15 protein-coding genes, 2 tRNA genes, 6 rRNA genes and 2 riboswitches (1 of these 25 running past the window's edge) are annotated in these 26,896 nt (G+C 41.6%); of the genes, 3 read left to right on the top strand and 20 right to left on the bottom strand.

The features are described 5' to 3' along the window. Positions 1-78 precede the first annotated feature (78 nt). From MKX37_RS01585 to groES, 11 genes are all read right to left on the bottom strand, one after another. A 16S ribosomal RNA gene (locus MKX37_RS01585) occupies positions 79-1,630 on the bottom strand. Between the two features lie 443 nt (positions 1,631-2,073). Continuing rightward, positions 2,074-2,802, bottom strand: coding sequence for a DsbA family oxidoreductase (locus MKX37_RS01580; protein WP_002016772.1), 729 nt, complete (start codon positions 2,800-2,802; stop codon positions 2,074-2,076). Between the two features lie 860 nt (positions 2,803-3,662). Next, positions 3,663-3,778: ribosomal RNA gene (gene rrf / locus MKX37_RS01575) — 5S ribosomal RNA — on the bottom strand. A 49-nt stretch (positions 3,779-3,827) separates the two neighbouring features. Beyond that, positions 3,828-6,749: ribosomal RNA gene (locus MKX37_RS01570) — 23S ribosomal RNA — on the bottom strand. A gap of 146 nt (positions 6,750-6,895) precedes the next feature. Further along, positions 6,896-8,447: ribosomal RNA gene (locus tag MKX37_RS01565) — 16S ribosomal RNA — on the bottom strand. The 16S, 23S and 5S rRNA genes sit together here, the layout of an rRNA operon. Positions 8,448-8,742: 295 nt before the next feature. Continuing rightward, the gene (locus tag MKX37_RS01560; RefSeq protein ID WP_016126477.1) at positions 8,743-10,248 is read right to left on the bottom strand and encodes a sensor histidine kinase; all 1,506 of its coding nucleotides are present in this window, start codon (positions 10,246-10,248) and stop codon (positions 8,743-8,745) included. Further along, complete coding sequence (locus MKX37_RS01555; RefSeq protein WP_078422508.1) at positions 10,232-10,933, bottom strand: response regulator transcription factor; 702 nt, start codon at positions 10,931-10,933, stop codon at positions 10,232-10,234. Before MKX37_RS01555 ends, MKX37_RS01560 begins: the two co-directional genes overlap by 17 nt. A gap of 145 nt (positions 10,934-11,078) precedes the next feature. Then, positions 11,079-12,404 carry an NCS2 family permease gene (locus MKX37_RS01550; RefSeq protein WP_002091603.1) on the bottom strand — a complete coding sequence of 442 codons (1,326 nt, stop codon included), beginning with the start codon at positions 12,402-12,404 and terminating at the stop codon, positions 11,079-11,081. 127 nt (positions 12,405-12,531) lie between these two features. Then, positions 12,532-12,633: riboswitch (purine riboswitch) on the bottom strand. Between the two features lie 155 nt (positions 12,634-12,788). Next, on the bottom strand, positions 12,789-14,327 hold the full coding sequence (gene guaA, locus MKX37_RS01545) for a glutamine-hydrolyzing GMP synthase (RefSeq protein ID WP_122974556.1): 1,539 nt from the start codon (positions 14,325-14,327) through the stop codon (positions 12,789-12,791). 165 nt (positions 14,328-14,492) lie between these two features. Beyond that, a riboswitch (purine riboswitch) is annotated at positions 14,493-14,594 on the bottom strand. Positions 14,595-14,733: 139 nt separating this feature from the next. Then, complete coding sequence (gene groL, locus MKX37_RS01540) at positions 14,734-16,368, bottom strand: chaperonin GroEL (RefSeq protein ID WP_002029451.1); 1,635 nt, start codon at positions 16,366-16,368, stop codon at positions 14,734-14,736. Between the two features lie 37 nt (positions 16,369-16,405). After that, complete coding sequence (gene groES, locus MKX37_RS01535; protein WP_002009985.1) at positions 16,406-16,690, bottom strand: co-chaperone GroES; 285 nt, start codon at positions 16,688-16,690, stop codon at positions 16,406-16,408. Positions 16,691-17,092: 402 nt separating this feature from the next. On the opposite strand from groES, the gene MKX37_RS01530 reads away from it, so the two are divergent. Together MKX37_RS01530 and MKX37_RS01525 are read left to right on the top strand one after the other, a co-directional pair. Next, positions 17,093-17,842 (top strand): CPBP family intramembrane glutamic endopeptidase, encoded by a 750-nt coding sequence (locus tag MKX37_RS01530; RefSeq protein WP_002009988.1) that lies wholly within the window; start codon positions 17,093-17,095, stop codon positions 17,840-17,842. Further along, positions 17,839-18,030, top strand: a complete 192-nt coding sequence (locus MKX37_RS01525; protein WP_001246201.1) for a YdiK family protein — start codon at positions 17,839-17,841, stop codon at positions 18,028-18,030. The genes MKX37_RS01530 and MKX37_RS01525 overlap by 4 nt, the downstream gene beginning before the upstream one ends. Positions 18,031-18,059: 29 nt before the next feature. Here the strand turns inward: MKX37_RS01525 and MKX37_RS01520 are convergent, their stop codons facing one another. Beyond that, entirely contained in the window at positions 18,060-18,689 is a 630-nt protein-coding gene (locus tag MKX37_RS01520) for a redox-sensing transcriptional repressor Rex (RefSeq protein WP_000372704.1), read from the bottom strand. 187 nt (positions 18,690-18,876) lie between these two features. Between MKX37_RS01520 and MKX37_RS01515 the strand changes: the two genes are divergently transcribed. Further along, positions 18,877-20,799, top strand: coding sequence for an ABC-F family ATP-binding cassette domain-containing protein (locus tag MKX37_RS01515; RefSeq protein WP_090835618.1), 1,923 nt, complete (start codon positions 18,877-18,879; stop codon positions 20,797-20,799). A 413-nt stretch (positions 20,800-21,212) separates the two neighbouring features. On the opposite strand, the gene tsaD is transcribed toward MKX37_RS01515, so the two are convergent. From tsaD to MKX37_RS01475, 8 genes are all read right to left on the bottom strand, one after another. Then, entirely contained in the window at positions 21,213-22,229 is a 1,017-nt protein-coding gene (gene tsaD, locus MKX37_RS01510; RefSeq protein ID WP_002009991.1) for a tRNA (adenosine(37)-N6)-threonylcarbamoyltransferase complex transferase subunit TsaD, read from the bottom strand. Continuing rightward, a complete protein-coding gene (gene rimI / locus MKX37_RS01505) occupies positions 22,229-22,672 on the bottom strand; it encodes a ribosomal protein S18-alanine N-acetyltransferase (RefSeq protein WP_002063534.1) in 444 nt (147 codons plus the stop codon). The genes tsaD and rimI overlap by 1 nt, the downstream gene beginning before the upstream one ends. A 13-nt stretch (positions 22,673-22,685) precedes the next feature. Then, positions 22,686-23,378, bottom strand: a complete 693-nt coding sequence (gene tsaB / locus MKX37_RS01500) for a tRNA (adenosine(37)-N6)-threonylcarbamoyltransferase complex dimerization subunit type 1 TsaB (RefSeq protein ID WP_002187506.1) — start codon at positions 23,376-23,378, stop codon at positions 22,686-22,688. Then, positions 23,359-23,832 carry a tRNA (adenosine(37)-N6)-threonylcarbamoyltransferase complex ATPase subunit type 1 TsaE gene (tsaE, locus tag MKX37_RS01495; RefSeq protein WP_063226244.1) on the bottom strand — a complete coding sequence of 158 codons (474 nt, stop codon included), beginning with the start codon at positions 23,830-23,832 and terminating at the stop codon, positions 23,359-23,361. Before tsaE ends, tsaB begins: the two co-directional genes overlap by 20 nt. Before the next feature lie 174 nt (positions 23,833-24,006). Then, positions 24,007-24,082, bottom strand: a tRNA-Asp gene (locus MKX37_RS01490). A 3-nt stretch (positions 24,083-24,085) separates the two neighbouring features. Then, positions 24,086-24,162: transfer RNA gene (locus MKX37_RS01485), tRNA-Met, on the bottom strand. 12 nt (positions 24,163-24,174) lie between these two features. Beyond that, a 5S ribosomal RNA gene (gene rrf, locus MKX37_RS01480) occupies positions 24,175-24,290 on the bottom strand. 102 nt (positions 24,291-24,392) lie between these two features. Further along, positions 24,393-26,896: ribosomal RNA gene (locus tag MKX37_RS01475) — 23S ribosomal RNA — on the bottom strand; it runs 418 nt beyond the window's last position.

Below are 26,896 nucleotides of genomic sequence, written 5' to 3'. Positions count from 1 at the left end.
GAGATAGTTCTCTCAAAACTGAACGAAACAAAACAAGTCAACGTTTATTGATGAACTGCGTTCATCAATTCTCCATAGAAAGGAGGTGATCCAGCCGCACCTTCCGATACGGCTACCTTGTTACGACTTCACCCCAATCATCTGTCCCACCTTAGGCGGCTGGCTCCATAAAGGTTACCCCACCGACTTCGGGTGTTACAAACTCTCGTGGTGTGACGGGCGGTGTGTACAAGGCCCGGGAACGTATTCACCGCGGCATGCTGATCCGCGATTACTAGCGATTCCAGCTTCATGTAGGCGAGTTGCAGCCTACAATCCGAACTGAGAACGGTTTTATGAGATTAGCTCCACCTCGCGGTCTTGCAGCTCTTTGTACCGTCCATTGTAGCACGTGTGTAGCCCAGGTCATAAGGGGCATGATGATTTGACGTCATCCCCACCTTCCTCCGGTTTGTCACCGGCAGTCACCTTAGAGTGCCCAACTTAATGATGGCAACTAAGATCAAGGGTTGCGCTCGTTGCGGGACTTAACCCAACATCTCACGACACGAGCTGACGACAACCATGCACCACCTGTCACTCTGCTCCCGAAGGAGAAGCTCTATCTCTAGAGTTTTCAGAGGATGTCAAGACCTGGTAAGGTTCTTCGCGTTGCTTCGAATTAAACCACATGCTCCACCGCTTGTGCGGGCCCCCGTCAATTCCTTTGAGTTTCAGCCTTGCGGCCGTACTCCCCAGGCGGAGTGCTTAATGCGTTAACTTCAGCACTAAAGGGCGGAAACCCTCTAACACTTAGCACTCATCGTTTACGGCGTGGACTACCAGGGTATCTAATCCTGTTTGCTCCCCACGCTTTCGCGCCTCAGTGTCAGTTACAGACCAGAAAGTCGCCTTCGCCACTGGTGTTCCTCCATATCTCTACGCATTTCACCGCTACACATGGAATTCCACTTTCCTCTTCTGCACTCAAGTCTCCCAGTTTCCAATGACCCTCCACGGTTGAGCCGTGGGCTTTCACATCAGACTTAAGAAACCACCTGCGCGCGCTTTACGCCCAATAATTCCGGATAACGCTTGCCACCTACGTATTACCGCGGCTGCTGGCACGTAGTTAGCCGTGGCTTTCTGGTTAGGTACCGTCAAGGTGCCAGCTTATTCAACTAGCACTTGTTCTTCCCTAACAACAGAGTTTTACGACCCGAAAGCCTTCATCACTCACGCGGCGTTGCTCCGTCAGACTTTCGTCCATTGCGGAAGATTCCCTACTGCTGCCTCCCGTAGGAGTCTGGGCCGTGTCTCAGTCCCAGTGTGGCCGATCACCCTCTCAGGTCGGCTACGCATCGTCGCCTTGGTGAGCCGTTACCTCACCAACTAGCTAATGCGACGCGGGTCCATCCATAAGTGACAGCCGAAGCCGCCTTTCAATTTCGAACTATGCAGTTCAAAATATTATCCGGTATTAGCCCCGGTTTCCCGGAGTTATCCCAGTCTTATGGGTAGGTTACCCACGTGTTACTCACCCGTCCGCCGCTAACTTCATAAGAGCAAGCTCTTAATCCATTCGCTCGACTTGCATGTATTAGGCACGCCGCCAGCGTTCATCCTGAGCCAGGATCAAACTCTCCAATAAAGTTAGTTTGTCTAGCATCTAAAAATAAAAATTGACGTTCACGTTGTTTGTTTCGTTCAGTTTTCAAAGAACTTGTTTGCCGCTCATTTGCGACTCCCTTATGTTAACATTTTCATATTTCAATGTCAACCAAGTTTTTTTATTTCTTTTGTCGCTTTCTGCGTTGTTGCTATCGGCGACTTGTTCTATATTACACCCATGTATATTAATCGTCAATAGTTTTAAATAAGTTTTTTATAAAAATATGAATTAACTATACCAACAAGCCGTTAGCACAATAATAATACCCTTGAATGTAACTCCCCAAAATAAACTAAATACGAATAACCTATAAAAGTCACTGTAGGTTATTCGTATTTAGATGTCATTAATATACATATGACATTTTAAATTTATCCCCTCATTACATTATGCACACCATAATAGAAAGAAAGAATTAAATATTATTCCTTTGAAGGTATCGAGCAGCTACCATCTGCACAATAATCATCTGTTGTACTATTTATTGAAAGATCTTGAAGTTCAGACTTAGGGTTCTCTTCTTCCCACACCTGTTGAAGTGCACCAACAAAGGTTTCAAGTGGTTGTGCACCTGAAATAGCATACTTTTGATTAACAATAAAATAAGGTACCCCTGTAATTTTATATTGTTGAGCAATTGATTCATCAATCCTAACCTCATTGGCATAAGCATTTTTATTATGAATAACATTTAAAGCCTCTTCCCTATCTAGACCGGAAGCTTCAGCAATATTAGCTAGTGTTTCCACATCACTTAAGTTTCTCGATTCAGTGAAATATGCAAAAAGTAGATTTTCTGTAATCTCCTTTTCCTTCCCCTGATCCTTTGCGAATTTCGCCAAACGATGTGCATCAAAAGTATTTGTTGGCTTCATCTCTTCAAAATTGAAACTCAAACCCATACTAGCTGCATGATTGCCTAGTTGTATATTATTACGATCAGCTTCTTCAACACTAATTCCATACTTCGATGCAAGCACTTCATTAATACTCGTTCCAGAGTAGATCGGAGCATTTTGATCTAATTCAAAACTTTTAAACTCAACTTCAACATCTTTCTTATGTGGAAATTGCTCTAAAGCCATTTCTAATCTACGCTTCCCAATATAGCAAAACGGGCATACAAAATCAGACCAAACTTCAATTTTCATATGAACACCTCATTAACATTTATTTTTCAATCATTGTAGCACTGACGTTACGGAATTCAAAAATTTATGCCTCAAGAAGTTACGACTACTAATCAAAGAAGATTTCATACCCACATATACACTTCAATTGTAAATGAGCCCCTTGTTCAACATGCCTATATCTCACTACATATTTAGCCATAATATAGCTGTTCTTATAATAATTGAAAGCACCTGTATCATTTTCATAGATTATGTACTACTTCCCTATACTTAATAACAAAAAACATCCCTCAAAACGCTACTATTATAAGAATAAAAAATTAAACAAGCCCGTCTATATAAAATGCAATTATATAGACGGGCTTGTTTAATAGATTGAGCAAACTGCAAACTCAAAGGAAGCAATTACACAAATCTATATTATTGAAATGATGAACGGATTTATTTTCAAAAGTATATTAATGAAGAAGATTTAGATGTCCAATCATGAAAAAGAAGTATTTACCGGCAGAAACACCTCTAATGTTTATTAGTTAAGGGATACTGTATACAGGATTTTAAGGGGAAATAGCTATATAATTCATAAACCATTAAATCATTTAGAGTATAGAAGCTTCAATTATGCGCCAAGTTTTTTAGAAATTAATTATAAAAGAAGAGAGGTTTCCCTCTTATATTGAAAATATGACCAATAATGATCCTATTACGAAATACATCTAGTTTAATGAGCGCTTAATAAAAATAGCGAAAATACTTCGCCTTTATCATGATTTCATAAATATTTTTCCATCTGGTATGATTTAGCAATATTTCCACCCTTGTTTCTAACGAAACAAATATACAAAAAAACACAAGTCAAAAGACTTGTGTTTTAGCTTGCTTGGCGACGTCCTACTCTCACAGGGACAAGGTCCCAACTACCATCGGCGCTAGAGAGCTTAACTTCCGTGTTCGGTATGGGAACGGGTGTGACCTCTCTGCCATCATCACCAAACTGATGAAGGTATATTCCTTCAAAACTAGATAACATTGCTTCATATTATATGGTTAAGTCCTCGATCTATTAGTATTCGTCAGCTCCACATGTCACCATGCTTCCACCTCGAACCTATCAACCTGATCATCTTTCAGGGATCTTACTAGCTTACGCTATGGGAAATCTCATCTTGAGGGGGGCTTCATGCTTAGATGCTTTCAGCACTTATCCCTTCCGCACATAGCTACCCAGCTATGCCCTTGGCAGAACAACTGGTACACCAGCGGTGCGTCCATCCCGGTCCTCTCGTACTAAGGACAGCTCCTCTCAAATTTCCTGCGCCCACGACGGATAGGGACCGAACTGTCTCACGACGTTCTGAACCCAGCTCGCGTACCGCTTTAATGGGCGAACAGCCCAACCCTTGGGACCGACTACAGCCCCAGGATGCGATGAGCCGACATCGAGGTGCCAAACCTCCCCGTCGATGTGGACTCTTGGGGGAGATAAGCCTGTTATCCCCGGGGTAGCTTTTATCCGTTGAGCGATGGCCCTTCCATGCGGAACCACCGGATCACTAAGCCCGACTTTCGTCCCTGCTCGACTTGTAGGTCTCGCAGTCAAGCTCCCTTATGCCTTTGCACTCTACGAATGATTTCCAACCATTCTGAGGGAACCTTTGGGCGCCTCCGTTACACTTTAGGAGGCGACCGCCCCAGTCAAACTGCCCACCTGACACTGTCTCCCGGGTCGATGAGACCCGTAGGTTAGAATTTCAATACAGTCAGGGCGGTATCCCACCAGCGCCTCCACCGAAGCTAGCGCTCCGGTTTCAATGGCTCCCGCCTATCCTGTACAAACTGTACCAAAATTCAATATCAGGCTACAGTAAAGCTCCACGGGGTCTTTCCGTCCTGTCGCGGGTAACCTGCATCTTCACAGGTACTATAATTTCACCGAGTCTCTGGTTGAGACAGTGCCCAAATCGTTACACCTTTCGTGCGGGTCGGAACTTACCCGACAAGGAATTTCGCTACCTTAGGACCGTTATAGTTACGGCCGCCGTTTACTGGGGCTTCAGTTCAGAGCTTCGCTTACGCTAACCCCTCTCCTTAACCTTCCAGCACCGGGCAGGTGTCAGCCCCTATACTTCGCCTTACGGCTTCGCAGAGACCTGTGTTTTTGCTAAACAGTCGCTTGGGCCTATTCACTGCGGCTTTCCGTTAAGAAAGCACCCCTTCTCCCGAAGTTACGGGGTCATTTTGCCGAGTTCCTTAACCAGAGTTCTCTCGCACACCTTAGGATTCTCTCCTCGCCTACCTGTGTCGGTTTGCGGTACAGGCACCTTTTATCTCGCTAGAAGCTTTTCTTGGCAGCGGGGAATCAAAGACTTCGCTCCATAAGGAGCTTCCCCATCACAGCTCAGCCTTCACGATAAGCGGATTTGCCTACTTATCAGCCTAACTGCTTGGACGTGCACAACCAATCGCACGCTTCTTCTATCCTTCTGCGTCCCTCCATTGCTCAAACGATAAAGAGGTGGTACAGGAATATCAACCTGTTGTCCATCGCCTACGCCTGTCGGCCTCGGCTTAGGTCCTGACTAACCCTGAGCGGACGAGCCTTCCTCAGGAAACCTTAGGCATTCGGTGGACGGGATTCTCACCCGTCTTTCGCTACTCATACCGGCATTCTCACTTCTAAGCGCTCCACCAGTCCTTCCGGTCTGACTTCACTGCACTTAGAACGCTCCCCTACCACTGATACCATTGGTATCAATTCGCAGCTTCGGTGGTGTATTTAGCCCCGGTACATTTTCGGCGCAGAGTCACTCGACTAGTGAGCTATTACGCACTCTTTAAATGGTGGCTGCTTCTGAGCCAACATCCTAGTTGTCTAAGCAACTCCACATCCTTTTCCACTTAATACACACTTTGGGACCTTAGCTGGCGATCTGGGCTGTTTCCCTCTTGACTACGGATCTTATCACTCGCAGTCTGACTCCTAAGGATAAGTCATTGGCATTCGGAGTTTGACTGAATTCGGTAATCCGATGAGGACCCCTAGTTCAATCAGTGCTCTACCTCCAAGACTCTTACACTTAAGGCTAGCCCTAAAGCTATTTCGGGGAGAACCAGCTATCTCCAGGTTCGATTGGAATTTCTCCGCTACCCACACCTCATCCCCGCACTTTTCAACGTGCGTGGGTTCGGGCCTCCATTCAGTGTTACCTGAACTTCACCCTGGACATGGGTAGATCACCTGGTTTCGGGTCTACGACCACGTACTAAACGCCCTATTCAGACTCGCTTTCGCTGCGGCTCCGCCTCTTCAGCTTAACCTCGCACGGGATCGTAACTCGCCGGTTCATTCTACAAAAGGCACGCCATCACCCATTAACGGGCTCTGACTATTTGTAGGCACACGGTTTCAGGATCTCTTTCACTCCCCTTCCGGGGTGCTTTTCACCTTTCCCTCACGGTACTGGTTCACTATCGATCACTAGGGAGTATTTAGCCTTGGGAGATGGTCCTCCCAGATTCCGACGGAATTTCACGTGTTCCGCCGTACTCAGGATACATTCAAGAGAGAACGAAGTTTCGACTACGGGGTTATTACCCTCTGTGACGGACCTTTCCAGGTCGCTTCGTCTACCTCGTTCCTTTGTAACTCCGTATAGAATGTCCTACAACCCCAAGAGGCAAGCCTCTTGGTTTGGGCTAGATTCCGTTTCGCTCGCCGCTACTCAGGAAATCGCATTTGCTTTCTCTTCCTCCAGGTACTTAGATGTTTCAGTTCCCTGGGTCTGTCTTCCATACCCTATGTATTCAGGTAAGGATACCATACCATTACGTATAGTGGGTTTCCCCATTCGGAAATCTTCGGATCAAAGCTTACTTACAGCTCCCCGAAGCATATCGGCGTTAGTCCCGTCCTTCATCGACTCCTAGTGTCAAGGCATCCACCGTGCGCCCTTTCTAACTTAACCAAACTAAAATTAAAAAAATATGAGCTACACTGTTATCTAGTTTTCAAAGAACATACATTTAAACTTGAGAGATAGTTCTCTCAAAACTGAACGAAACAAAACAAGTCAACGTTTATTGATGAACTGCGTTCATCAATTCTCCATAGAAAGGAGGTGATCCAGCCGCACCTTCCGATACGGCTACCTTGTTACGACTTCACCCCAATCATCTGTCCCACCTTAGGCGGCTGGCTCCATAAAGGTTACCCCACCGACTTCGGGTGTTACAAACTCTCGTGGTGTGACGGGCGGTGTGTACAAGGCCCGGGAACGTATTCACCGCGGCATGCTGATCCGCGATTACTAGCGATTCCAGCTTCATGTAGGCGAGTTGCAGCCTACAATCCGAACTGAGAACGGTTTTATGAGATTAGCTCCACCTCGCGGTCTTGCAGCTCTTTGTACCGTCCATTGTAGCACGTGTGTAGCCCAGGTCATAAGGGGCATGATGATTTGACGTCATCCCCACCTTCCTCCGGTTTGTCACCGGCAGTCACCTTAGAGTGCCCAACTTAATGATGGCAACTAAGATCAAGGGTTGCGCTCGTTGCGGGACTTAACCCAACATCTCACGACACGAGCTGACGACAACCATGCACCACCTGTCACTCTGCTCCCGAAGGAGAAGCTCTATCTCTAGAGTTTTCAGAGGATGTCAAGACCTGGTAAGGTTCTTCGCGTTGCTTCGAATTAAACCACATGCTCCACCGCTTGTGCGGGCCCCCGTCAATTCCTTTGAGTTTCAGCCTTGCGGCCGTACTCCCCAGGCGGAGTGCTTAATGCGTTAACTTCAGCACTAAAGGGCGGAAACCCTCTAACACTTAGCACTCATCGTTTACGGCGTGGACTACCAGGGTATCTAATCCTGTTTGCTCCCCACGCTTTCGCGCCTCAGTGTCAGTTACAGACCAGAAAGTCGCCTTCGCCACTGGTGTTCCTCCATATCTCTACGCATTTCACCGCTACACATGGAATTCCACTTTCCTCTTCTGCACTCAAGTCTCCCAGTTTCCAATGACCCTCCACGGTTGAGCCGTGGGCTTTCACATCAGACTTAAGAAACCACCTGCGCGCGCTTTACGCCCAATAATTCCGGATAACGCTTGCCACCTACGTATTACCGCGGCTGCTGGCACGTAGTTAGCCGTGGCTTTCTGGTTAGGTACCGTCAAGGTGCCAGCTTATTCAACTAGCACTTGTTCTTCCCTAACAACAGAGTTTTACGACCCGAAAGCCTTCATCACTCACGCGGCGTTGCTCCGTCAGACTTTCGTCCATTGCGGAAGATTCCCTACTGCTGCCTCCCGTAGGAGTCTGGGCCGTGTCTCAGTCCCAGTGTGGCCGATCACCCTCTCAGGTCGGCTACGCATCGTCGCCTTGGTGAGCCGTTACCTCACCAACTAGCTAATGCGACGCGGGTCCATCCATAAGTGACAGCCGAAGCCGCCTTTCAATTTCGAACTATGCAGTTCAAAATATTATCCGGTATTAGCCCCGGTTTCCCGGAGTTATCCCAGTCTTATGGGTAGGTTACCCACGTGTTACTCACCCGTCCGCCGCTAACTTCATAAGAGCAAGCTCTTAATCCATTCGCTCGACTTGCATGTATTAGGCACGCCGCCAGCGTTCATCCTGAGCCAGGATCAAACTCTCCAATAAAGTTAGTTTGTCTAGCATCTAAAAATAAAAATTGACGTTCACGTTGTTTGTTTCGTTCAGTTTTCAAAGAACTTGTTTGCCGCTCATTTGCGACTCCCTTATGTTAACATTTTCATATTTCAATGTCAACCAAGTTTTTTTATTTCTTTTGTCGCTTTCTGCGTTGTCGCTATCGGCGACTTGTTCTATATTACACCTCTAAACTCTAATCGTCAATATGTTTTTCTAAAAAAATATAAAAAGGCTTATCCCTTTTAAAATAAGCCTTTTTATCCTATAACATTCTATTCATTTATTATTTTTCTATAATTGGTAATGAAACGATGAACTGAACGATCCCGTCCTCATACTCAGCTCGAATACTACCACCTTGCAACTCAACAATACTTTTCGCAATAGCTAATCCGAGCCCCGAACCTTCTGTTACTCTACTTCTAGATTGATCTTTCTTATAAAACCGTTCAAACAAGTTCCCTAACTCTTCTCTCGTAAACTCTTCACTATGATTCGCAATAACAATTTGTATATTCCTGCGCTGCCTTTGAAGAGAAACTTTTATCTCTCCGTCATCTTTACTATACTTAATTGCATTCATTAGTAAGTTGTCGAATACACGGACCATCTTTTCCGAATCAATCATCGCATATGCACGTTCCTCAGGAAACTTCTTAACAAACATAAGGCCATGCTCTTCCGCTTGTGGTACTAACTCTTCTATTAATTGATCAAGTAACTCATTTACACACACTTCCTGTTTTTCTAATACAACTTGTTCATTCGTTAACTTCGTATACTCAAATAAATCTTCTATTAAATTCTTTAACTGCTCCGACTTTGCAAAAGCAATTCTCGTATACTCATCATGTTGTTCTTTATTTTCATATTTAGAATCTCGAAGTAATCGCAAGTAACCCATTATAGAAGTCAGTGGTGTACGTAAATCGTGTGATACATTCGTAATAAGCTCATTCTTTTGCTTCTCTAATTTACGTTCCTTTTCTATATTATTCATAAGCTCTTCCGCCATATTATTAATATTCTCAGTTAAAGACGCAATCTCATCTTCACCTTTTTTCTCAATACGGTACGCTAAGTTTCCTTTTTCTATTTCCTTTACACCTTGTGCCATCGCTTCAATTTGCTTCATCTTTCTCTTTGTTATATAGAAGAAAGAGAAAATAAATACAAGTACACCTATGAAAAACGGAAACGGTCCTTCTTGCGTATCATATATTACTTCACCTTCTGGAATCCCACTAACAAACATGTATAAATTCTTATCTTCTATTGTAATAGGTGCAAAAGCTATAAATTCTTTTCTCGTACTTTCAAATTCTTTTCTACCATTCATATAATTAATCGCAAACGATGATGCATTACGAATTGTATTATGCAAATCAATTTGCTCTTCTTGCGCCTGCTTCGTTTTATATAAAACTTTACCGCTCTCGTCAGTGACCAATACTTTTAAAGCTCTAGAGTTTTGTTCTAAATTTTGATTCTCTATTTCAATCATAGTTGATATAGCTTCTAATTTATTTTCATGAACTGAACTACTTGCCACGCTTTGAGCTTGTTGATTAATTTGTTCCATACCAACCCGATAATCGATCGTCGCCTCTCGATTCGCATTCTCAAAAAACGGTGCTGCTGCCTTCGCTGACAAAATCCCTAACAACGCACAAGCAGTAAACGCAGTAATAAGTTGAATTCGTATACTCCGTTTCACACTCTTCACTATCTTTCCAATTAATTCTCGAATTTTCCTAACATAAGTAAATGGATTAAATATCTTTTTCAATCTTATACCCCACTCCCCATACTGTTTTTATATATATTGGCTTCCTTGGATTCTCCTCAATCTTTTCACGCACTTTCCGAATATGAACCATTACCGTGTTATCCGACTGGAAAGATCTTTCGTTCCAAACCTTTTCATAAATTTGTTCCGCACTAAAGACCACCCCCGGATTACGGACTAGTAATTCTAAAATTGAAAATTCCCTCGGGGTCAGTTTCACTTCTTCTCTATCCACAATGACTGTATGAGTGGAGATGTTTATTTTCATCTCTCCAATTTCTAACTCGTCCTCATTTTGAATAGCAAAGCCATTCATTTTCATATAACGACGTAGTTGCGATTTAATTCTTGCGATTAACTCTAACGGATTAAACGGTTTTGCTACATAATCATCTGCACCTGTTGTTAATCCTAAAATTTTATCCATATCTTGCGTTTTTGCCGAAAGCATAATAATCGGCATTTCCTTCGCTTCCCTTACTTTCATACACATATGAATACCATCTACTTTCGGCATCATAATATCTAATACGACTAAGTGCACTTCATTTTCTTCTAATATACGTAACCCTTCTTCTCCGTCCCCTGCTTGCAGTACTTTATATCCTTCGTTCTTTAAATAAATTGTAATAAGGTTCCTAATTTCTTTTTCATCATCTACGACAAGTATTGTTTCCCCGGCCATACTATCTCCCCCATCACTTTTTTAATCCCTAACTTCTATTATAAGAAAACTTCTGAAGAAAAACGCTCGGAAATCCTTAAGATTTTCTGAAGACGCAAAAAAGGTCTAGACTCCCCTCAAGTCTAGACCTTTCAAAAAACCCCTTTTATTTACGAACGTAGATGAAATATAGTACGAATAAAACTCCCATAACATACATAATTGGATGAATCTCTTTACGACGACCACTCACAACCATTGTAATTGGATAGAAGATAAACCCGATTGCAATTCCTGTTGCGATACTATACGTAAGTGGCATTGAAATGATAGTAAAGAACGCTGGCACTGCAATCTCAAATTTCTTCCAATCAATTTCTCCTAAAGATGAAACCATCAAGATTCCTACAATAATTAATGCTGGCGCTGTTACAGCTGGTGTCACAACACTTAATAGCGGCGAGAAGAATAGTGCCAGTAAGAAGAACCCTGCTGTTACAACCGCTGTAAATCCAGAACGTCCTCCTGCTGCTACCCCCGCAGACGATTCAATGTAAGACGTTGTTGTTGATGTACCTAAAATCGCACCAATTACAGTTGCAATCGCATCTGCAAATAACGCTTTACCTGCACGTGGTAATTTATTGTTCTTCATTAATCCCGCTTGATTCGCAACCGCTACAAGCGTACCTGCTGTATCAAAGAAATCGATAAAGAAGAACGTTATAATAACAATCGCCATTTCAACAGTGAAAATGTCTCCAAAGTGAGTTAATGCTACCCCGAACGTTGGTTCTAGACTCGGTATTGCTCCCACTACAGCTTTTGGTGTATCAATTAATCCAGTCGCTACTCCTAAGATCGCCGTAAGGATCATACCGTAGAAAACTGCACCATTTATTTTTTTAATCATGAAAATGATTGTAGTAACAACTCCGAAGATTGCTAGTAACGTTGTGCCCTTTGTTAAGTCCCCCAACCCAACAAGAACAGCATCATTCTTTACGATAATTCCAGCGTTTTGGAATCCAAGGAAGGCAATGAATAATCCAATACCCGCCGCTACTGCAAACTTTAACTCTACTGGAATTGCATTAATGATTTTTTCACGAATACCTGAAGCAGTAAGAATAATAAAGATAATACCTGACATTAATGTTCCAGCAATTGCCGTTTGCCACGGAATTCCCATCGTTAACACTGCTGTATAAGCAAAGAACGCGTTTATTCCCATACCTGGCGCTAAAGCAATCGGATACTTCGCAAATATCCCCATAATTAACGAACCAATCGCCGCTGCTAATGCTGTAGCAACGAATACTGCACCTGGATCCATTCCTGTACCTGCCGGTAATCCTTTAACATTTCCAAGCGACAGCGTAGCAGGATTGACAAATAGTACGTAAGCCATAGATAGAAATGTCGTTAAACCTGCTATGAACTCTGTTTTATAATTTGTGCCGAGTTCATCAAACTGAAAATAGCGTTTCATCTTACGTTTCCCCCGTTATATGATTACTCGCCGTATTTCCCCTAGCCCTCTTTTATCTATAAAAATAAAAAAGGCTTCCATTGCATATACATGGAAGCGTTCTATGAATAAAGACAAGTTTCCCCTCATCTTTATCAAAACGCCTCGTAGTCAAGCCATTTACGGTAGCTAGGTAGAAACTTTCGGGCCATATCCCCGATATTATACGACGGCATAATATTCACTTTTCGTTTGAATTACATACTCATATTAACTCGATGAGGTGGTTTTGTCAATTTAAAAACGAACATTTTTATAATTTTTTATATTTTCGTTCGTATTAAGGGTGAAAACAAAAAGATCCATCTATACATGAACGATAGATGGATCTTTTTTATTACAATACTATTCCCACTCAATAGTTGCTGGTGGCTTACTCGTTATATCATACACGATACGGTTAACGTGTTTTACTTCGTTTACGATACGTACAGAGATTTTCTCTAATACGTCCCAAGGGATACGTGCCCAGTCAGCTGTCATACCATCGATAGATGTTACTGCACGGATACCTACTGTGTAATCGTAAGTACGCTCGTCACCCATAACACCTACGCTACGCATACCAGGAAGCGCAGTGAAGTATTGCCAAACTTCGCGGTCTAATCCTGCTTTTATAATTTCTTCACGTAAAATTGCATCAGATTCACGAACGATTTCTAATTTCTCTTCTGTAATTTCACCTAATACACGAATACCAAGACCAGGGCCTGGGAATGGTTGACGCCATACGATTTCATCAGGAATTCCTAGTTCTGATCCTAATACACGTACTTCGTCTTTAAATAAAGTATTTAAAGGCTCAATTAATTTGAACTGCATGTCTTCTGGAAGTCCACCAACGTTATGGTGAGATTTAATTGTTTGTGCAGTTGCTGTACCACTTTCAACGATATCCGTGTAAAGTGTACCTTGCGCTAGGAAGTCCATTCCTTGTAATTTAGAAGCTTCATCATCAAATACGTAAATGAATTCATTACCAATGATTTTACGTTTTTGCTCTGGATCTTCTACACCTTTTAACTTGTTCATGAAGCGCTCTTGTGCATCCACTTTAATAACGTTCATATGGAAGCCTTCGCTAAATGTTTTCATAACACCTTCTGCTTCATCTTTACGAAGTAAACCGTGGTCCACGAAAATACATGTTAATTGGTCACCAATCGCTTTATGAATTAATACTGCTACAACAGAAGAGTCTACACCGCCACTAAGTGCGCATAATACTTTTTTGTCTCCAACAGTTTCACGGATCTTCTCTAATTCTACTTCTATAAAGTTCTCCATGTTCCATCCTTCAGAACAACCACATACGCCGAATACGAAGTTTTTAATTAAATCGTTACCGTGCTCAGAGTGACGTACTTCTGGGTGGAATTGTACACCGTATAAGTTTTCCGCTTCATTGCTCATACCAGCAATTGGACAAGACTCACTTGTTGCATCTACTACGAATCCTTCAGGTAAACCAGTTACTAAGTCACCATGGCTCATCCATACAACTTGCTCTTCTGGAAGGTTCGCATATAATTTTGATTCGTTCTCTACTTTAAGAACAGCTTTTCCATACTCACGGTGGTTGGCACGTTCTACTTTACCACCAAAGTGTTGTGTCATAAGCTGCATACCGTAACAAATACCGAAAATCGGTAATCCTAGTTCAAAGATTTTTTCATCACAATGTAATGCACCTTCACCGTATACACTATTTGGTCCACCAGAGAAGATAATCCCTTTTGGATTCATTGCTTTAATTTCTTCTGCAGTAATTGTATGTGGATGAAGTTCACTGTATACACCGAACTCACGAATTCGACGTGCTATTAACTGATTGTACTGACTCCCAAAATCTAAAACGATAATTGTATCATGCTGCTTCTTCAAAATAATCACCCCAACGTTAGTTCTCGTATATAAATATTTTCACCAATTTGGCGAAAAGCATTACTAATATAATAAAAAAAGCCAGTCCTCCGCCTCTAGTCTCATGACAAAGAAAAGGCAGGGGTCTGGCTTTATAAAGAAAGATAGTCTTCCGCTCTTTATAAATATAAGACGCACTGCCTTCATAGTCAGGTTGTTTACGGTAACCCGGTAGAGACTCTCAAACCATATCATCGAGGATATATGAAGGATTGTTTTATATTATCTTCCTAGATTCTAACAATGAAGTATCAGTATGGTCAAGAGAGAAAGCGACAAAATTCTACAGAAATTATTTTCCTGCGCTCAAAAACATAAAAAAACATCCACTTCTATATAGAAGTGGATGTTTTTCGGGAGAACGGAATTACATCATTCCGCCCATACCGCCCATGCCCATGCCGCCCATGTCAGGCATTGCTGGTGCATTTGGTTCTGGCTTGTCAGCAACTACAGCTTCAGTCGTTAAGAACATAGCTGCAACAGATGCTGCGTTTTGAAGTGCAGAACGAGTTACTTTAGCTGGATCTACGATACCAGACTCAAGCATGTTAACCCATTCGCCAGTAGCTGCGTTGAAACCAACGCCTACTTTTTCGCCTTTTAGACGCTCTACAACTACAGATCCTTCTAGACCAGCGTTGATTGCGATTTGACGAACTGGCTCTTCTAGTGCACGAAGTACGATGTTGATACCTGTTGCTTCGTCGCCTTCAGCTACGATAGAAGCTACTTTTGTGTATACGTTCATAAGTGAAGTACCACCACCTGCAACAATACCTTCTTCTACTGCTGCACGAGTTGAGTTAAGTGCATCTTCAATGCGAAGTTTGCGCTCTTTTAACTCAGTTTCAGTTGCTGCACCTACTTTAATTACTGCTACACCGCCCGCAAGTTTAGCAAGACGCTCTTGTAATTTTTCACGATCGAATTCAGAAGTAGTTTCTTCTAATTGCGCGCGGATTTGACCGATGCGAGCTTCGATTTGTTGTGAATTTCCAATACCTTCAACTACAGTTGTGTTTTCTTTCGTTACAACAATTTTACCAGCACGTCCTAAAGATTCAACTGTAGCAGATTTTAAATCACGTCCTAATTCTTCAGTGATTACTTCGCCACCAGTTAAGATTGCGATATCTTCTAGCATTGCTTTACGACGGTCACCAAATCCAGGAGCTTTAACAGCAACTACATTGAATGTACCACGAAGTTTGTTCACTACTAATGTAGCTAACGCTTCGCCTTCTACATCTTCAGCAATGATAAGAAGTGGTTTACCTTGTTGTACCACTTGCTCTAATACTGGTAAGATTTCTTGGATGTTAGAAATCTTTTTGTCAGTAATTAAAATGTATGGGTTATCAAGAACTGCTTCCATTTTGTCAGAATCAGTAATCATGTAAGGAGATGCATATCCACGATCAAATTGCATACCTTCTACTACGTCTAATTCTGTTGTGAATCCTTTAGATTCTTCTAAAGTAATAACGCCGTCGTTACCAACGCGCTCCATTGCTTCAGCGATTAATTGACCTACTTCTTCGTCAGCCGAAGAAATAGCAGCTACTTGTGCGATAGAAGATTTACCTTCGATTGGTTTAGAAATCGCTTTTAATTCTTCAATTGCAGCAGTAACAGCTTTTTCGATACCTTTACGAAGACCCATTGGGTTTGCACCAGCTGTTACGTTTTTAAGACCTTCACGAATCATAGCTTGCGCTAATACAGTTGCAGTTGTCGTTCCGTCACCAGCTACATCGTTTGTTTTGCTAGCAACTTCTGCTACTAATTTCGCACCCATGTTTTCGAATGCATCTTCTAATTCGATTTCTTTTGCGATTGTTACACCGTCATTTGTAATAAGTGGTGAACCAAATTTTTTCTCAAGTACAACGTTACGACCTTTTGGTCCAAGCGTTACTTTTACTGCGTTTGCAAGAGTGTCGACACCGCGAAGCATCGAACGACGTGCTTCTTCACTAAATTTAATATCTTTTGCCATAATAATTGACCCCCTTGGATTTTTAAAATGTATATAATTAACCGATAATTGCTAAAATGTCACTTTCACGTAAAATCAAGTAGTCTGTACCTTCGTATTTCACTTCAGTACCTGCATATTTTGAGAAGATGATAAGATCACCTGCTGCTACCTCTAAAGCAACACGCTCACCATTTTCAAGCACTCGGCCTGTACCTACTGCAATAACTTTACCCTCTTGTGGTTTTTCTTTTGCAGTTTCTGGTAATACAATACCACTTGCTGTTTTTTCTTCTGCTTGAACAAGTTCAATTACAACGCGATCACCTAATGGCTTTAGCATGAACAATAACCTCCTCATTTTGTTATGTAAATTTTATTTATTAGCACTCAAGTCACACGAGTGCTAACACACTTCTAATAATAAATAATCTCAATTTCTTTTGCAAGTAAAAAAATCATAATTTTTTCGCAAATTACTTTATGCACTTTCCTAGATATCATTACTTCTTCTACTGCCTTTACTATATGAATCGTTGTTCCCACTTCTTGTATGTTACAATATGAAAGACACCCTAAGTTGTTTTCGCTAAACGTACAACTTTTTCCTGTCTCCTATTTTATTTTCAAATACTTATTTACAAAAAAAATATAATTCAAATGAAAGTTTATATCGTAGGTAGCATATTTACATGTTATCCTACCTTATCTCATACACTAGCGTTAGAAAGGATGGTTAAACCATTTGAAAAAACAATATTGGTGGATTATCGTTACATACATTTTAATGCAGTTATCAGGCATTGCCGGGTTACCGCTTCTCCTGAAAACTGGACTATACGATAATAGGGGATTTACTAGAGAGGAAAAACTTCAACTCATAACTGGTCATTGGGCTATCATTAGCTTTTTCATTGCATTATGCGTTGTACTTTGGTTACTCAGAACAGACATTCGTGACAGGCATTTAGATAAAATGCGCTCTACTGTTCCAGCTACAATTGGGTGGATTTTTATTGGTTTCTTCTTAGCGCTGTTCTCACAAAGCATTGCCGGTATGATCGAAATGCGTTTATTAGGGATTACACCGGGATCTGAAAATACAGCAAGACTTATGGACATCGCAAGAACGACACCTTGGTTCCTTATTGTCATATCTATAATAGGACCTATTTTGGAAGAAATCGTATTTAGAAAAATTTTATTCGGTACACTTTATAAGAAGTTTAACTTCTTTATTGCCGCTATTATTAGTTCACTTGTATTCGCGGCGATTCATTTTGATTTTACTCACTTATTGGTATACACTTCTATGGGGCTCGTATTCGCCTTTTTATACGTAAAAACGAAACGAATTATAGTTCCTATTGCAGCTCATGTTGCAATGAATACATTAGTTGCAGTTGCTCAAGTTGTAGTAAGCAATGAGCAAATTCAAGAAATGATTAAAGAAGCTGAAAAAATGCAAGGCTTTATCGGAGGATTTTTAGTATGAGAAACTCACCATTGTTCATGGCTGCATTGTACTTTCTTCTTGGATGTATCTTTACACGCTTCGCCATTACGAACGTAACAGATACAATCTGGAATATGTGGACAATACTATTTGCAGTTATGGCAACAATTGATTTTAATTTGGCACTTCGCCTTATCTTAGTTAAATTCACAAAGAAAAAACAATAATAAAACGCAGAGGTCATCTCCTCTGCGTTTTATTGTGGATAATTCTTCAAAAAGTAAACAAGAGTTTGTAACTCTACAGCTAAATCAATGTGATGAATCCTTATATTCTCTGACACATTTAAGCGTGCTGGTGTGAAATTTAAAATACCATGCACGTTCGTTTCTGCCAATCTATCTGCCACAGATTGCGCTACTGTAGCGGGTACCGTTAATATTGCCACTTGTATATCAGTTGATAAACGTTCTTCTAGTTCATCCAAATGATATACAGGAATGCCTCCGATTTCTGTTCCAACTTTCTCTTCACTAACATCAAACGCCATTTCAATTTTTGTATTATTGTTTTTCGTGAAATTATAATGTAAGAAAGCGGTCCCTAAATTACCTACTCCAATAAGTGCCACGCGTGTTATATCATCTTGGTCGAGTGTTTCACGGAAAAATGATAATAAATAATTTACGTTATATCCATATCCTTTTTTCCCTAACGCTCCAAAATATGAAAAATCTCTTCGAATAGTTGCGGAATCAACCTTTACCGCTTCACTCAATTCGGCTGATGAAACACGTTGCTTACCAGAAAGAGATAAGTTTTGGATAAATCGATAGTATAGAGGCAATCGTTTGGCAGTGGCCTGTGGAATTTTTTGCTGATCCATATAACCTCTCCTCTCTTCCTATCTTTATTCTTATACTTGAATCAAATACAGAAGTTTAGTACTCATGAATTTCCTTGTATAATAAAGAGAAGAAGTATTCTCTCTTTATTTTAAACTATACACTATTTTTAGTATGATTGAGAAATATAAACATGGCAAAGTTAAGAAATTATTTGAGGTGAAAACATTGATATTATTACAAGTGAATGGGCTTTCGAAATTATACGGTGCAGAAACGATTCTTGCAAACATAAAATTGGAAGTACAAACAAAAGATCGTATCGCATTAGTCGGACGAAATGGAGCTGGAAAATCTACATTATTAAAAATAATAGCTGGCGAGTTATCTCATGATGGTGGTGAAATTATAAAACCGAAAGATGTCTCAATGGGGTATTTAGCTCAAAATACCGGATTAGAAACGTCTTTAACAATTTGGGATGAAATGTTAACCGTCTTTACACACTTGCAGCAGATGGAGACAAAACTTCGAAGGCTAGAGCAAGAGATGGGAAAAGAAGAAAACTTTTCAAATGCGGCTATATATGAGAAATTATTAGCTGATTATGACCAATTACAATTAGATTATAAAGATCAAGGCGGCTATCAGTACGAAGCGGATATACGCTCAATTTTAAGCGGTCTTGGCTTCCCAGTTGAAACGCATCAGACGAAAATTTCCACATTAAGTGGTGGACAAAAGACTCGATTAGCTCTTGGGAAATTATTATTAACTAGACCAGACTTACTTATTTTAGACGAACCTACAAACCATTTGGACATCGAGACACTAACATGGCTTGAACAATATTTACAAGGCTATCCTGGCGCGATTTTAATCGTTTCCCATGACCGTTATTTCTTAGATAAACTCGTTACACAAGTATACGAAATTTCTAATAAGGAAAGCCGACGATTTGTTGGTAACTACAGTAAATATTTAGACTCAAAATCAGCTCTATACGAGCAAGAAATGAAGCGTTATGAAAAACAACAAGATGAAATTTCTAAACTGGAAGACTTTGTACAAAAAAATATAGCTCGTGCATCTACGACAAAACGCGCTCAAAGTCGCCGTAAACAATTAGACAGAATGGAAGTATTAACTAGACCATTAGGCGATTCTAAATCAGCTTCCTTCCACTTCGATATTGAAAAACAAAGTGGAAATGATGTTTTACAAGTGAAAGATGCAACTATTGGCTATTATCAGGAACCGATTATTGAACATGTAAATATGCGCTTAACTCGCGGTGACAGTGTTGCCTTAGTTGGGCCAAACGGAATTGGAAAATCTACATTATTAAAATCCATTGTGAATAAGTTACAGCTATTACATGGAAACGTTGCTTTCGGGTCAAACGTATCTGTTGGTTATTATGATCAAGAACAAGCCAACTTAACATCTTCGAAGCGAGTTTTAAATGAATTATGGGATGAATATCCATTGCAGCCCGAAAAAGAAATTCGCACTATACTAGGCAACTTTTTATTCACAGGGGATGATGTACTCAAACCAGTATCTTCTCTTAGTGGTGGACAAAAGGCTCGACTAGCTCTTGCAAAACTTATGATGCAAAAATCCAATTTATTAATTCTCGATGAGCCAACAAACCATCTTGATTTAAATAGTAAAGAGATTTTGGAGAATGCTTTAATTGATTACCCAGGTACTCTTCTATTCGTCTCTCATGACCGCTACTTTATTAATCGCGTAACGACAACCGTTGTTGAGTTATCAACAGAAGGTGCACAAGAATATTTAGGTGATTACGATTATTACGTTGAAAAGAAAAATGAAATGATTGAACGTGCGGAACTAGAGCAAGAAGATGAAGTACCTGTTCAAAAAGTGGTGGCACAAGAAAAATTAAATTATCTCGAAGAAAAAGAACGTAAACAGTTAGAGCGTCAACGTACTCGAAAAATTGAAGAACTGGAACAAAATATCGTAGGCTTAGAAGAAGAAATTGCTACGTTAGAAGACCAACTTTGCTTACCAGAAATATATGCAGATTATGAAAAGGCTAGTGAAATTACAACTAAAAAACAAACACTGCAAGAACAGCTTGAAGCTTGTATGGCAGAATGGGAAGAACTGCATATATAAGAGAATTTAAAAGAGGAGGATGTCTCATAAGTCGGGCTTTTTGACGAGATGACCTCCTTTTTATTTTCTGTTTTGGAATCAATACCATAATAAATGAAATTATACAAACCATTCGACAAGGATTGACAATAGTAGCACCTTATATAATAAGAGGAGGATGTTTCAAAATGTTTTTTGGACATCTCTTTGTTTTTTATTTCCCAAAAAAGAATTTCTTCAAAGGTCAGACTTCCTCTATGTTATCCACAAGGTTATACACATATCCACCTTTATAATATAAACTTTCAAATAACTTTTCCACATTATCCACAACTAGATAAAAAGTTATACACATTTTATGTACACAAAAAAACCCAAATTATCAACAGATAATTTGGGTTTTATCCACAAGCTGTGGTTAATTTTGTGTATAACTATGCTTCAATATCTAATCCTGGATTTGCATTTAAAGCTAATGTAGCGCGTTTTCCTTGTTCGTATGCAATTGTACCTGCAGCCGCAATCATCGCTGCATTATCTGTGCATAAAGATAGAGGAGGAATAATTAGCTCTATATTTTCTTTTTGTGCAAATTCTGCTGCTAAACGTGCACGAAGCCCTTTATTAGCAGCTACTCCACCAGCAAGAAGCACTTGTTTTACATTATAAGCATCTGCTGCACGAGACGCTTTCGTTACAAGTACATCTATTACACTTTCTTGGAAACTTGCTGCTAAATCTTCTGGTGCAATTTCTATACCGCGCTGTTTTGCGTTATGCACAGTGTTGATAACTGCTGATTTCAATCCACTAAAGCTGAAATCATACGAATCAGGTTCTAGCCACGCACGAGGCAAATCAATTGTTGGTTTTCCTTCATGCGCAAGGCGATCAATATGAGGACCACCTGGATAAGGCATTGATAATGTACGAGCTACTTTATCGTAAGCTTCTCCTGCCGCATCATCTCGCGTTTCACCAATCACTTCAAATGAACCATGTTCTTTCATATAAACAAGCTCCGTATGTCCACCGGATACAACAAGCGATAGTAACGGGAATTGTACTTCTTTTACTAAACGATTCGCATAAATATGACCAGCAATATGATGAACACCAACTAGAGGGATATCATGAGCAAAAGCCACAGCTTTCGCTGCATTTACACCTATTAAAAGTGCTCCGACTAAACCTGGTCCTTCTGTTACAGCAATTGCATCAATATCCTCAAAAGTGATATTCGCTTCTTTTAAAGCTTCTTCTAACACAACTGTGATTTCTTCTACATGATGACGGGATGCAATCTCTGGTACAACTCCGCCAAAACGCTTATGACTTTCAATTTGCGATGCAACGACATTCGCAATGATTTCCGTTCCATTTTTAACAACTGCTACAGCTGTTTCATCACAGCTTGTTTCAATACCAAGTATAATCGTATTTTTTTCCATTATATATTCACCCACATTACAAGACCATCTTCCTGATTGTCTGCATAGTATCGTTTACGAATCCCACCATTTTGAAATCCGTATTTTCTGTATAACTGCTTTGCTACTTCATTTGACATGCGTACTTCAAGTGTCATTGTTTTTACTCCTAAACCTTTCGCTTCGGAAATGACTTCTTTTAATAAGGCATCCCCTAGCTTTTGACCTCTGTATTCCGGCAGGATAGCTATATTTGTTACATGTGATTCATCAATAATTATCCACAATCCACAATATCCAATTACGAGACCATCTTTTTCTAGCACGACATAATGTGCATGTTCATTCACCTCTAATTCACGGTGAAAGGCATCTGCAGTCCAAGGGGTTGAAAAAGATGCTTCTTCAATAGCTACAATTTGAGCAATATCATCGAGTGCCATCTTTCTAAATATCATATCCATCTTCTGTAGGCCCCTATTGTTTTTGACTTTCTAACCATTTTGTTTCAGCTTCAGCTAAACGAAGATAGCTAGGAACAAACGTATGCACGTCTTGTTCTTCTTTTTGTAATCCTAAAAATGCTAATTCACTTGGTCTTGGGTTATTCTTAGTGAACGGAGCAAATACAGCTTGATCACCTAAATATTCTACAATTGTTTCTTTATGCATTTTAACATCGTTACCAATAAATAAAACAGGCTGTTCTTTATCTTTTAACATTTGCAACCAGTCAACAATAAGAATAATTCGGTCTTCTTCTATTGAAGTTATACGCTCTCCTTCATATGTATATAACCCCGTGTAAATTTGACCACGTCGGCCATCAAATAAAGGACAAATTAGTCCATTAAAATTAGTACCATTTGCAGCCACCACTTCCAAACTTGATACACCTACAATTGGTATTTGAAGTGACCAAGCTAATGTTTTTGCCGCTGTCACACCTATACGAACACCTGTATATGATCCCGGTCCAGCTGCTACAACAATTTTAGTCAATTCTTTCGGTTTTACACCGCATTCTTTTAACAGTTTCTCTACAGCTGGCATAAGACGTACAGAATGGTTTTTTGTTAAATTTGTAATGATTTCCCCAATCACGTTCCCTTCCTCAATAAGGGATACACCCATTACGTAATTTGAAGTATCAATTGCTAGTACTTTCATCTTGTAATAGCTCCTCACATAATCTAATATAGCGATCTCCAATTGGCTCGAGTACAATTTTTCTTGTATCATCTCCAGCATGGAATAAACTAATTTGCAACTTCTCATTCGGTAAATATGCTTCTATTAAATGAGCCCATTCTACTACTGTAATCCCTTCACCATAGAAATACTCATCAAATCCTAAATCTTCTTCACTTTCCGCTAAACGATACACATCCATATGATATAGCGGTAATCTTCCTTTATATTCTTTAATAATATTGAAGGTAGGACTATTTACGACTCTTTTCACTTCAAGACCTTTTGCTAGTCCTTTTGTAAAAGTCGTCTTGCCAGCTCCAAGATCACCTTCTAAAATAATTACATCTTTTTCCTTTACAAGTCTCCCTAATTTTTCTGATAATCGCTGGGTTTCTTCGGAAGATTTTGTTGTTATTTCATATTTACTCACAGACTTCACCTACTTTACTCACAATGTTCTCTGCTCTTTATTATACAGGTTTTAAATATATAAAAAAGTCCTTAGGAGTTTTCCTAAGGATAGTTTGACTGTCTTTATTAGTTTTTTGTTAAAACAAATAAAAAAATACGAAACAACTTGTTTCGTTCTTTTCTTTATATAAAATGGCGGTCCCGACCGGGGTCGAACCGGCGATCTCCTGCGTGACAGGCAGGCATGTTAACCACTACACCACGGGACCATTTGGTTGCGGGGACAGGATTTGAACCTGCGACCTTCGGGTTATGAGCCCGACGAGCTACCGTACTGCTCCACCCCGCGATGATATAAATAGCCTGGCAACGTCCTACTCTCACAGGGACAAGGTCCCAACTACCATCGGCGCTAGAGAGCTTAACTTCCGTGTTCGGTATGGGAACGGGTGTGACCTCTCTGCCATCATTACCAGACTATATTCATTTAAGACAAGAATCATCATAACTCATTCGACATTTAAAGTCAATAAGTTTTTTATATTCTCTCAAAACTAGATAACATTAGCTTCATATTATATGGTTAAGTCCTCGATCTATTAGTATTCGTCAGCTCCACATGTCACCATGCTTCCACCTCGAACCTATCAACCTGATCATCTTTCAGGGATCTTACTAGCTTACGCTATGGGAAATCTCATCTTGAGGGGGGCTTCATGCTTAGATGCTTTCAGCACTTATCCCTTCCGCACATAGCTACCCAGCTATGCCCTTGGCAGAACAACTGGTACACCAGCGGTGCGTCCATCCCGGTCCTCTCGTACTAAGGACAGCTCCTCTCAAATTTCCTGCGCCCACGACGGATAGGGACCGAACTGTCTCACGACGTTCTGAACCCAGCTCGCGTACCGCTTTAATGGGCGAACAGCCCAACCCTTGGGACCGACTACAGCCCCAGGATGCGATGAGCCGACATCGAGGTGCCAAACCTCCCCGTCGATGTGGACTCTTGGGGGAGATAAGCCTGTTATCCCCGGGGTAGCTTTTATCCGTTGAGCGATGGCCCTTCCATGCGGAACCACCGGATCACTAAGCCCGACTTTCGTCCCTGCTCGACTTGTAGGTCTCGCAGTCAAGCTCCCTTATGCCTTTGCACTCTACGAATGATTTCCAACCATTCTGAGGGAACCTTTGGGCGCCTCCGTTACACTTTAGGAGGCGACCGCCCCAGTCAAACTGCCCACCTGACACTGTCTCCCGGGTCGATAAGACCCGTAGGTTAGAATTTCAATACAGTCAGGGCGGTATCCCACCAGCGCCTCCACCGAAGCTAGCGCTCCGGTTTCAATGGCTCCCGCCTATCCTGTACAAACTGTACCAAAATTCAATATCAGGCTACAGTAAAGCTCCACGGGGTCTTTCCGTCCTGTCGCGGGTAACCTGCATCTTCACAGGTACTATAATTTCACCGAGTCTCTGGTTGAGACAGTGCCCAAATCGTTACACCTTTCGTGCGGGTCGGAACTTACCCGACAAGGAATTTCGCTACCTTAGGACCGTTATAGTTACGGCCGCCGTTTACTGGGGCTTCAGTTCAGAGCTTCGCTTACGCTAACCCCTCTCCTTAACCTTCCAGCACCGGGCAGGTGTCAGCCCCTATACTTCGCCTTACGGCTTCGCAGAGACCTGTGTTTTTGCTAAACAGTCGCTTGGGCCTATTCACTGCGGCTTTCCGTTAAGAAAGCACCCCTTCTCCCGAAGTTACGGGGTCATTTTGCCGAGTTCCTTAACCAGAGTTCTCTCGCACACCTTAGGATTCTCTCCTCGCCTACCTGTGTCGGTTTGCGGTACAGGCACCTTTTATCTCGCTAGAAGCTTTTCTTGGCAGCGGGGAATCAAAGACTTCGCTCCATAAGGAGCTTCCCCATCACAGCTCAGCCTTCACGATAAGCGGATTTGCCTACTTATCAGCCTAACTGCTTGGACGTGCACAACCAATCGCACGCTTCTTCTATCCTTCTGCGTCCCTCCATTGCTCAAACGATAAAGAGGTGGTACAGGAATATCAACCTGTTGTCCATCGCCTACGCCTGTCGGCCTCGGCTTAGGTCCTGACTAACCCTGAGCGGACGAGCCTTCCTCAGGAAACCTTAGGCATTCGGTGGACGGGATTCTCACCCGTCTTTCGCTACTCATACCGGCATTCTCACTTCTAAGCGCTCCACCAGTCCTTCCGGTCTGACTTCACTGCACTTAGAACGCTCCCCTACCACTGATACCATTGGTATCAATTCGCAGCTTCGGTGGTGTATTTAGCCCCGGTACATTTTCGGCGCAGAGTCACTCGACTAGTGAGCTATTACGCACTCTTTAAATGGTGGCTGCTTCTGAGCCAACATCCTAGTTGTCTAAGCAACTCCACATCCTTTTCCACTTAATACACACTTTGGGACCTTAGCTGGCGATCTGGGCTGTTTCCCTCTTGACTACGGATCTTATCACTCGCAGTCTGACTCCTAAGGATAAGTCATTGGCATTCGGAGTTTGACTGAATTCGGTAATCCGATGAGGACCCCTAGTTCAATCAGTGCTCTACCTCCAAGACTCTTACACTTAAGGCTAGCCCTAAAGCTATTTCGGGGAGAACCAGCTATCTCCAGGTTCGATTGGAATTTCTCCGCTACCCACACCTCATCCCCGCACTTTTCAACGTGCGTGGGTTCGGGCCTCCATTCAGTGTTACCTGAACTTCACCCTGGACATGGGTAGATCACCTGGTTTCGGGTCTACGACCACGTACTAAACGCCCTATTCAGACTCGCTTTCGCTGCGGCTCCGCCTCTTCAGCTTAACCTTGCACGGGATCGTAACTCGCCGGTTCATTCTACAAAAGGCACGCCATCACCCATTAACGGGCTCTGACTATTTGTAGGCACACGGTTTCAGGATCTCTTTCACTCCCCTTCCGGGGTGCTTTTCACCTTTCCCTCACGGTACTGGTTCACTATCGATCACTAGGGAGTATTTAGCCTTGGGAGATGGTCCTCCCAGATTCCGACGGAATTTCACGTGTTCCGCCGTAC

This window comes from Bacillus sp. FSL R5-0709 (assembly GCF_038004785.1).
GTDB lineage: Bacteria > Bacillota > Bacilli > Bacillales > Bacillaceae_G > Bacillus_A > Bacillus_A mycoides.
Note: the sequence above shows the minus strand (reverse complement) of the source record. Positions and strands in the feature narration are given on the sequence as shown.

Coding starts and splice junctions, on each gene's coding strand:
- MKX37_RS01520 (WP_000372704.1), bottom strand. CDS start 18,689: ATGGATCAGCAAAAAATTCCACAGGCCACTGCCAAACGATTGCCTCTA.
- groL (WP_002029451.1), bottom strand. CDS start 16,368: ATGGCAAAAGATATTAAATTTAGTGAAGAAGCACGTCGTTCGATGCTT.
- tsaB (WP_002187506.1), bottom strand. CDS start 23,378: ATGAAAGTACTAGCAATTGATACTTCAAATTACGTAATGGGTGTATCC.
- MKX37_RS01525 (WP_001246201.1), top strand. CDS start 17,839: ATGAGAAACTCACCATTGTTCATGGCTGCATTGTACTTTCTTCTTGGA.
- rimI (WP_002063534.1), bottom strand. CDS start 22,672: ATGGATATGATATTTAGAAAGATGGCACTCGATGATATTGCTCAAATT.
- groES (WP_002009985.1), bottom strand. CDS start 16,690: ATGCTAAAGCCATTAGGTGATCGCGTTGTAATTGAACTTGTTCAAGCA.
- tsaD (WP_002009991.1), bottom strand. CDS start 22,229: ATGGAAAAAAATACGATTATACTTGGTATTGAAACAAGCTGTGATGAA.
- MKX37_RS01550 (WP_002091603.1), bottom strand. CDS start 12,404: ATGAAACGCTATTTTCAGTTTGATGAACTCGGCACAAATTATAAAACA.
- MKX37_RS01555 (WP_078422508.1), bottom strand. CDS start 10,933: ATGGCCGGGGAAACAATACTTGTCGTAGATGATGAAAAAGAAATTAGG.
- MKX37_RS01580 (WP_002016772.1), bottom strand. CDS start 2,802: ATGAAAATTGAAGTTTGGTCTGATTTTGTATGCCCGTTTTGCTATATT.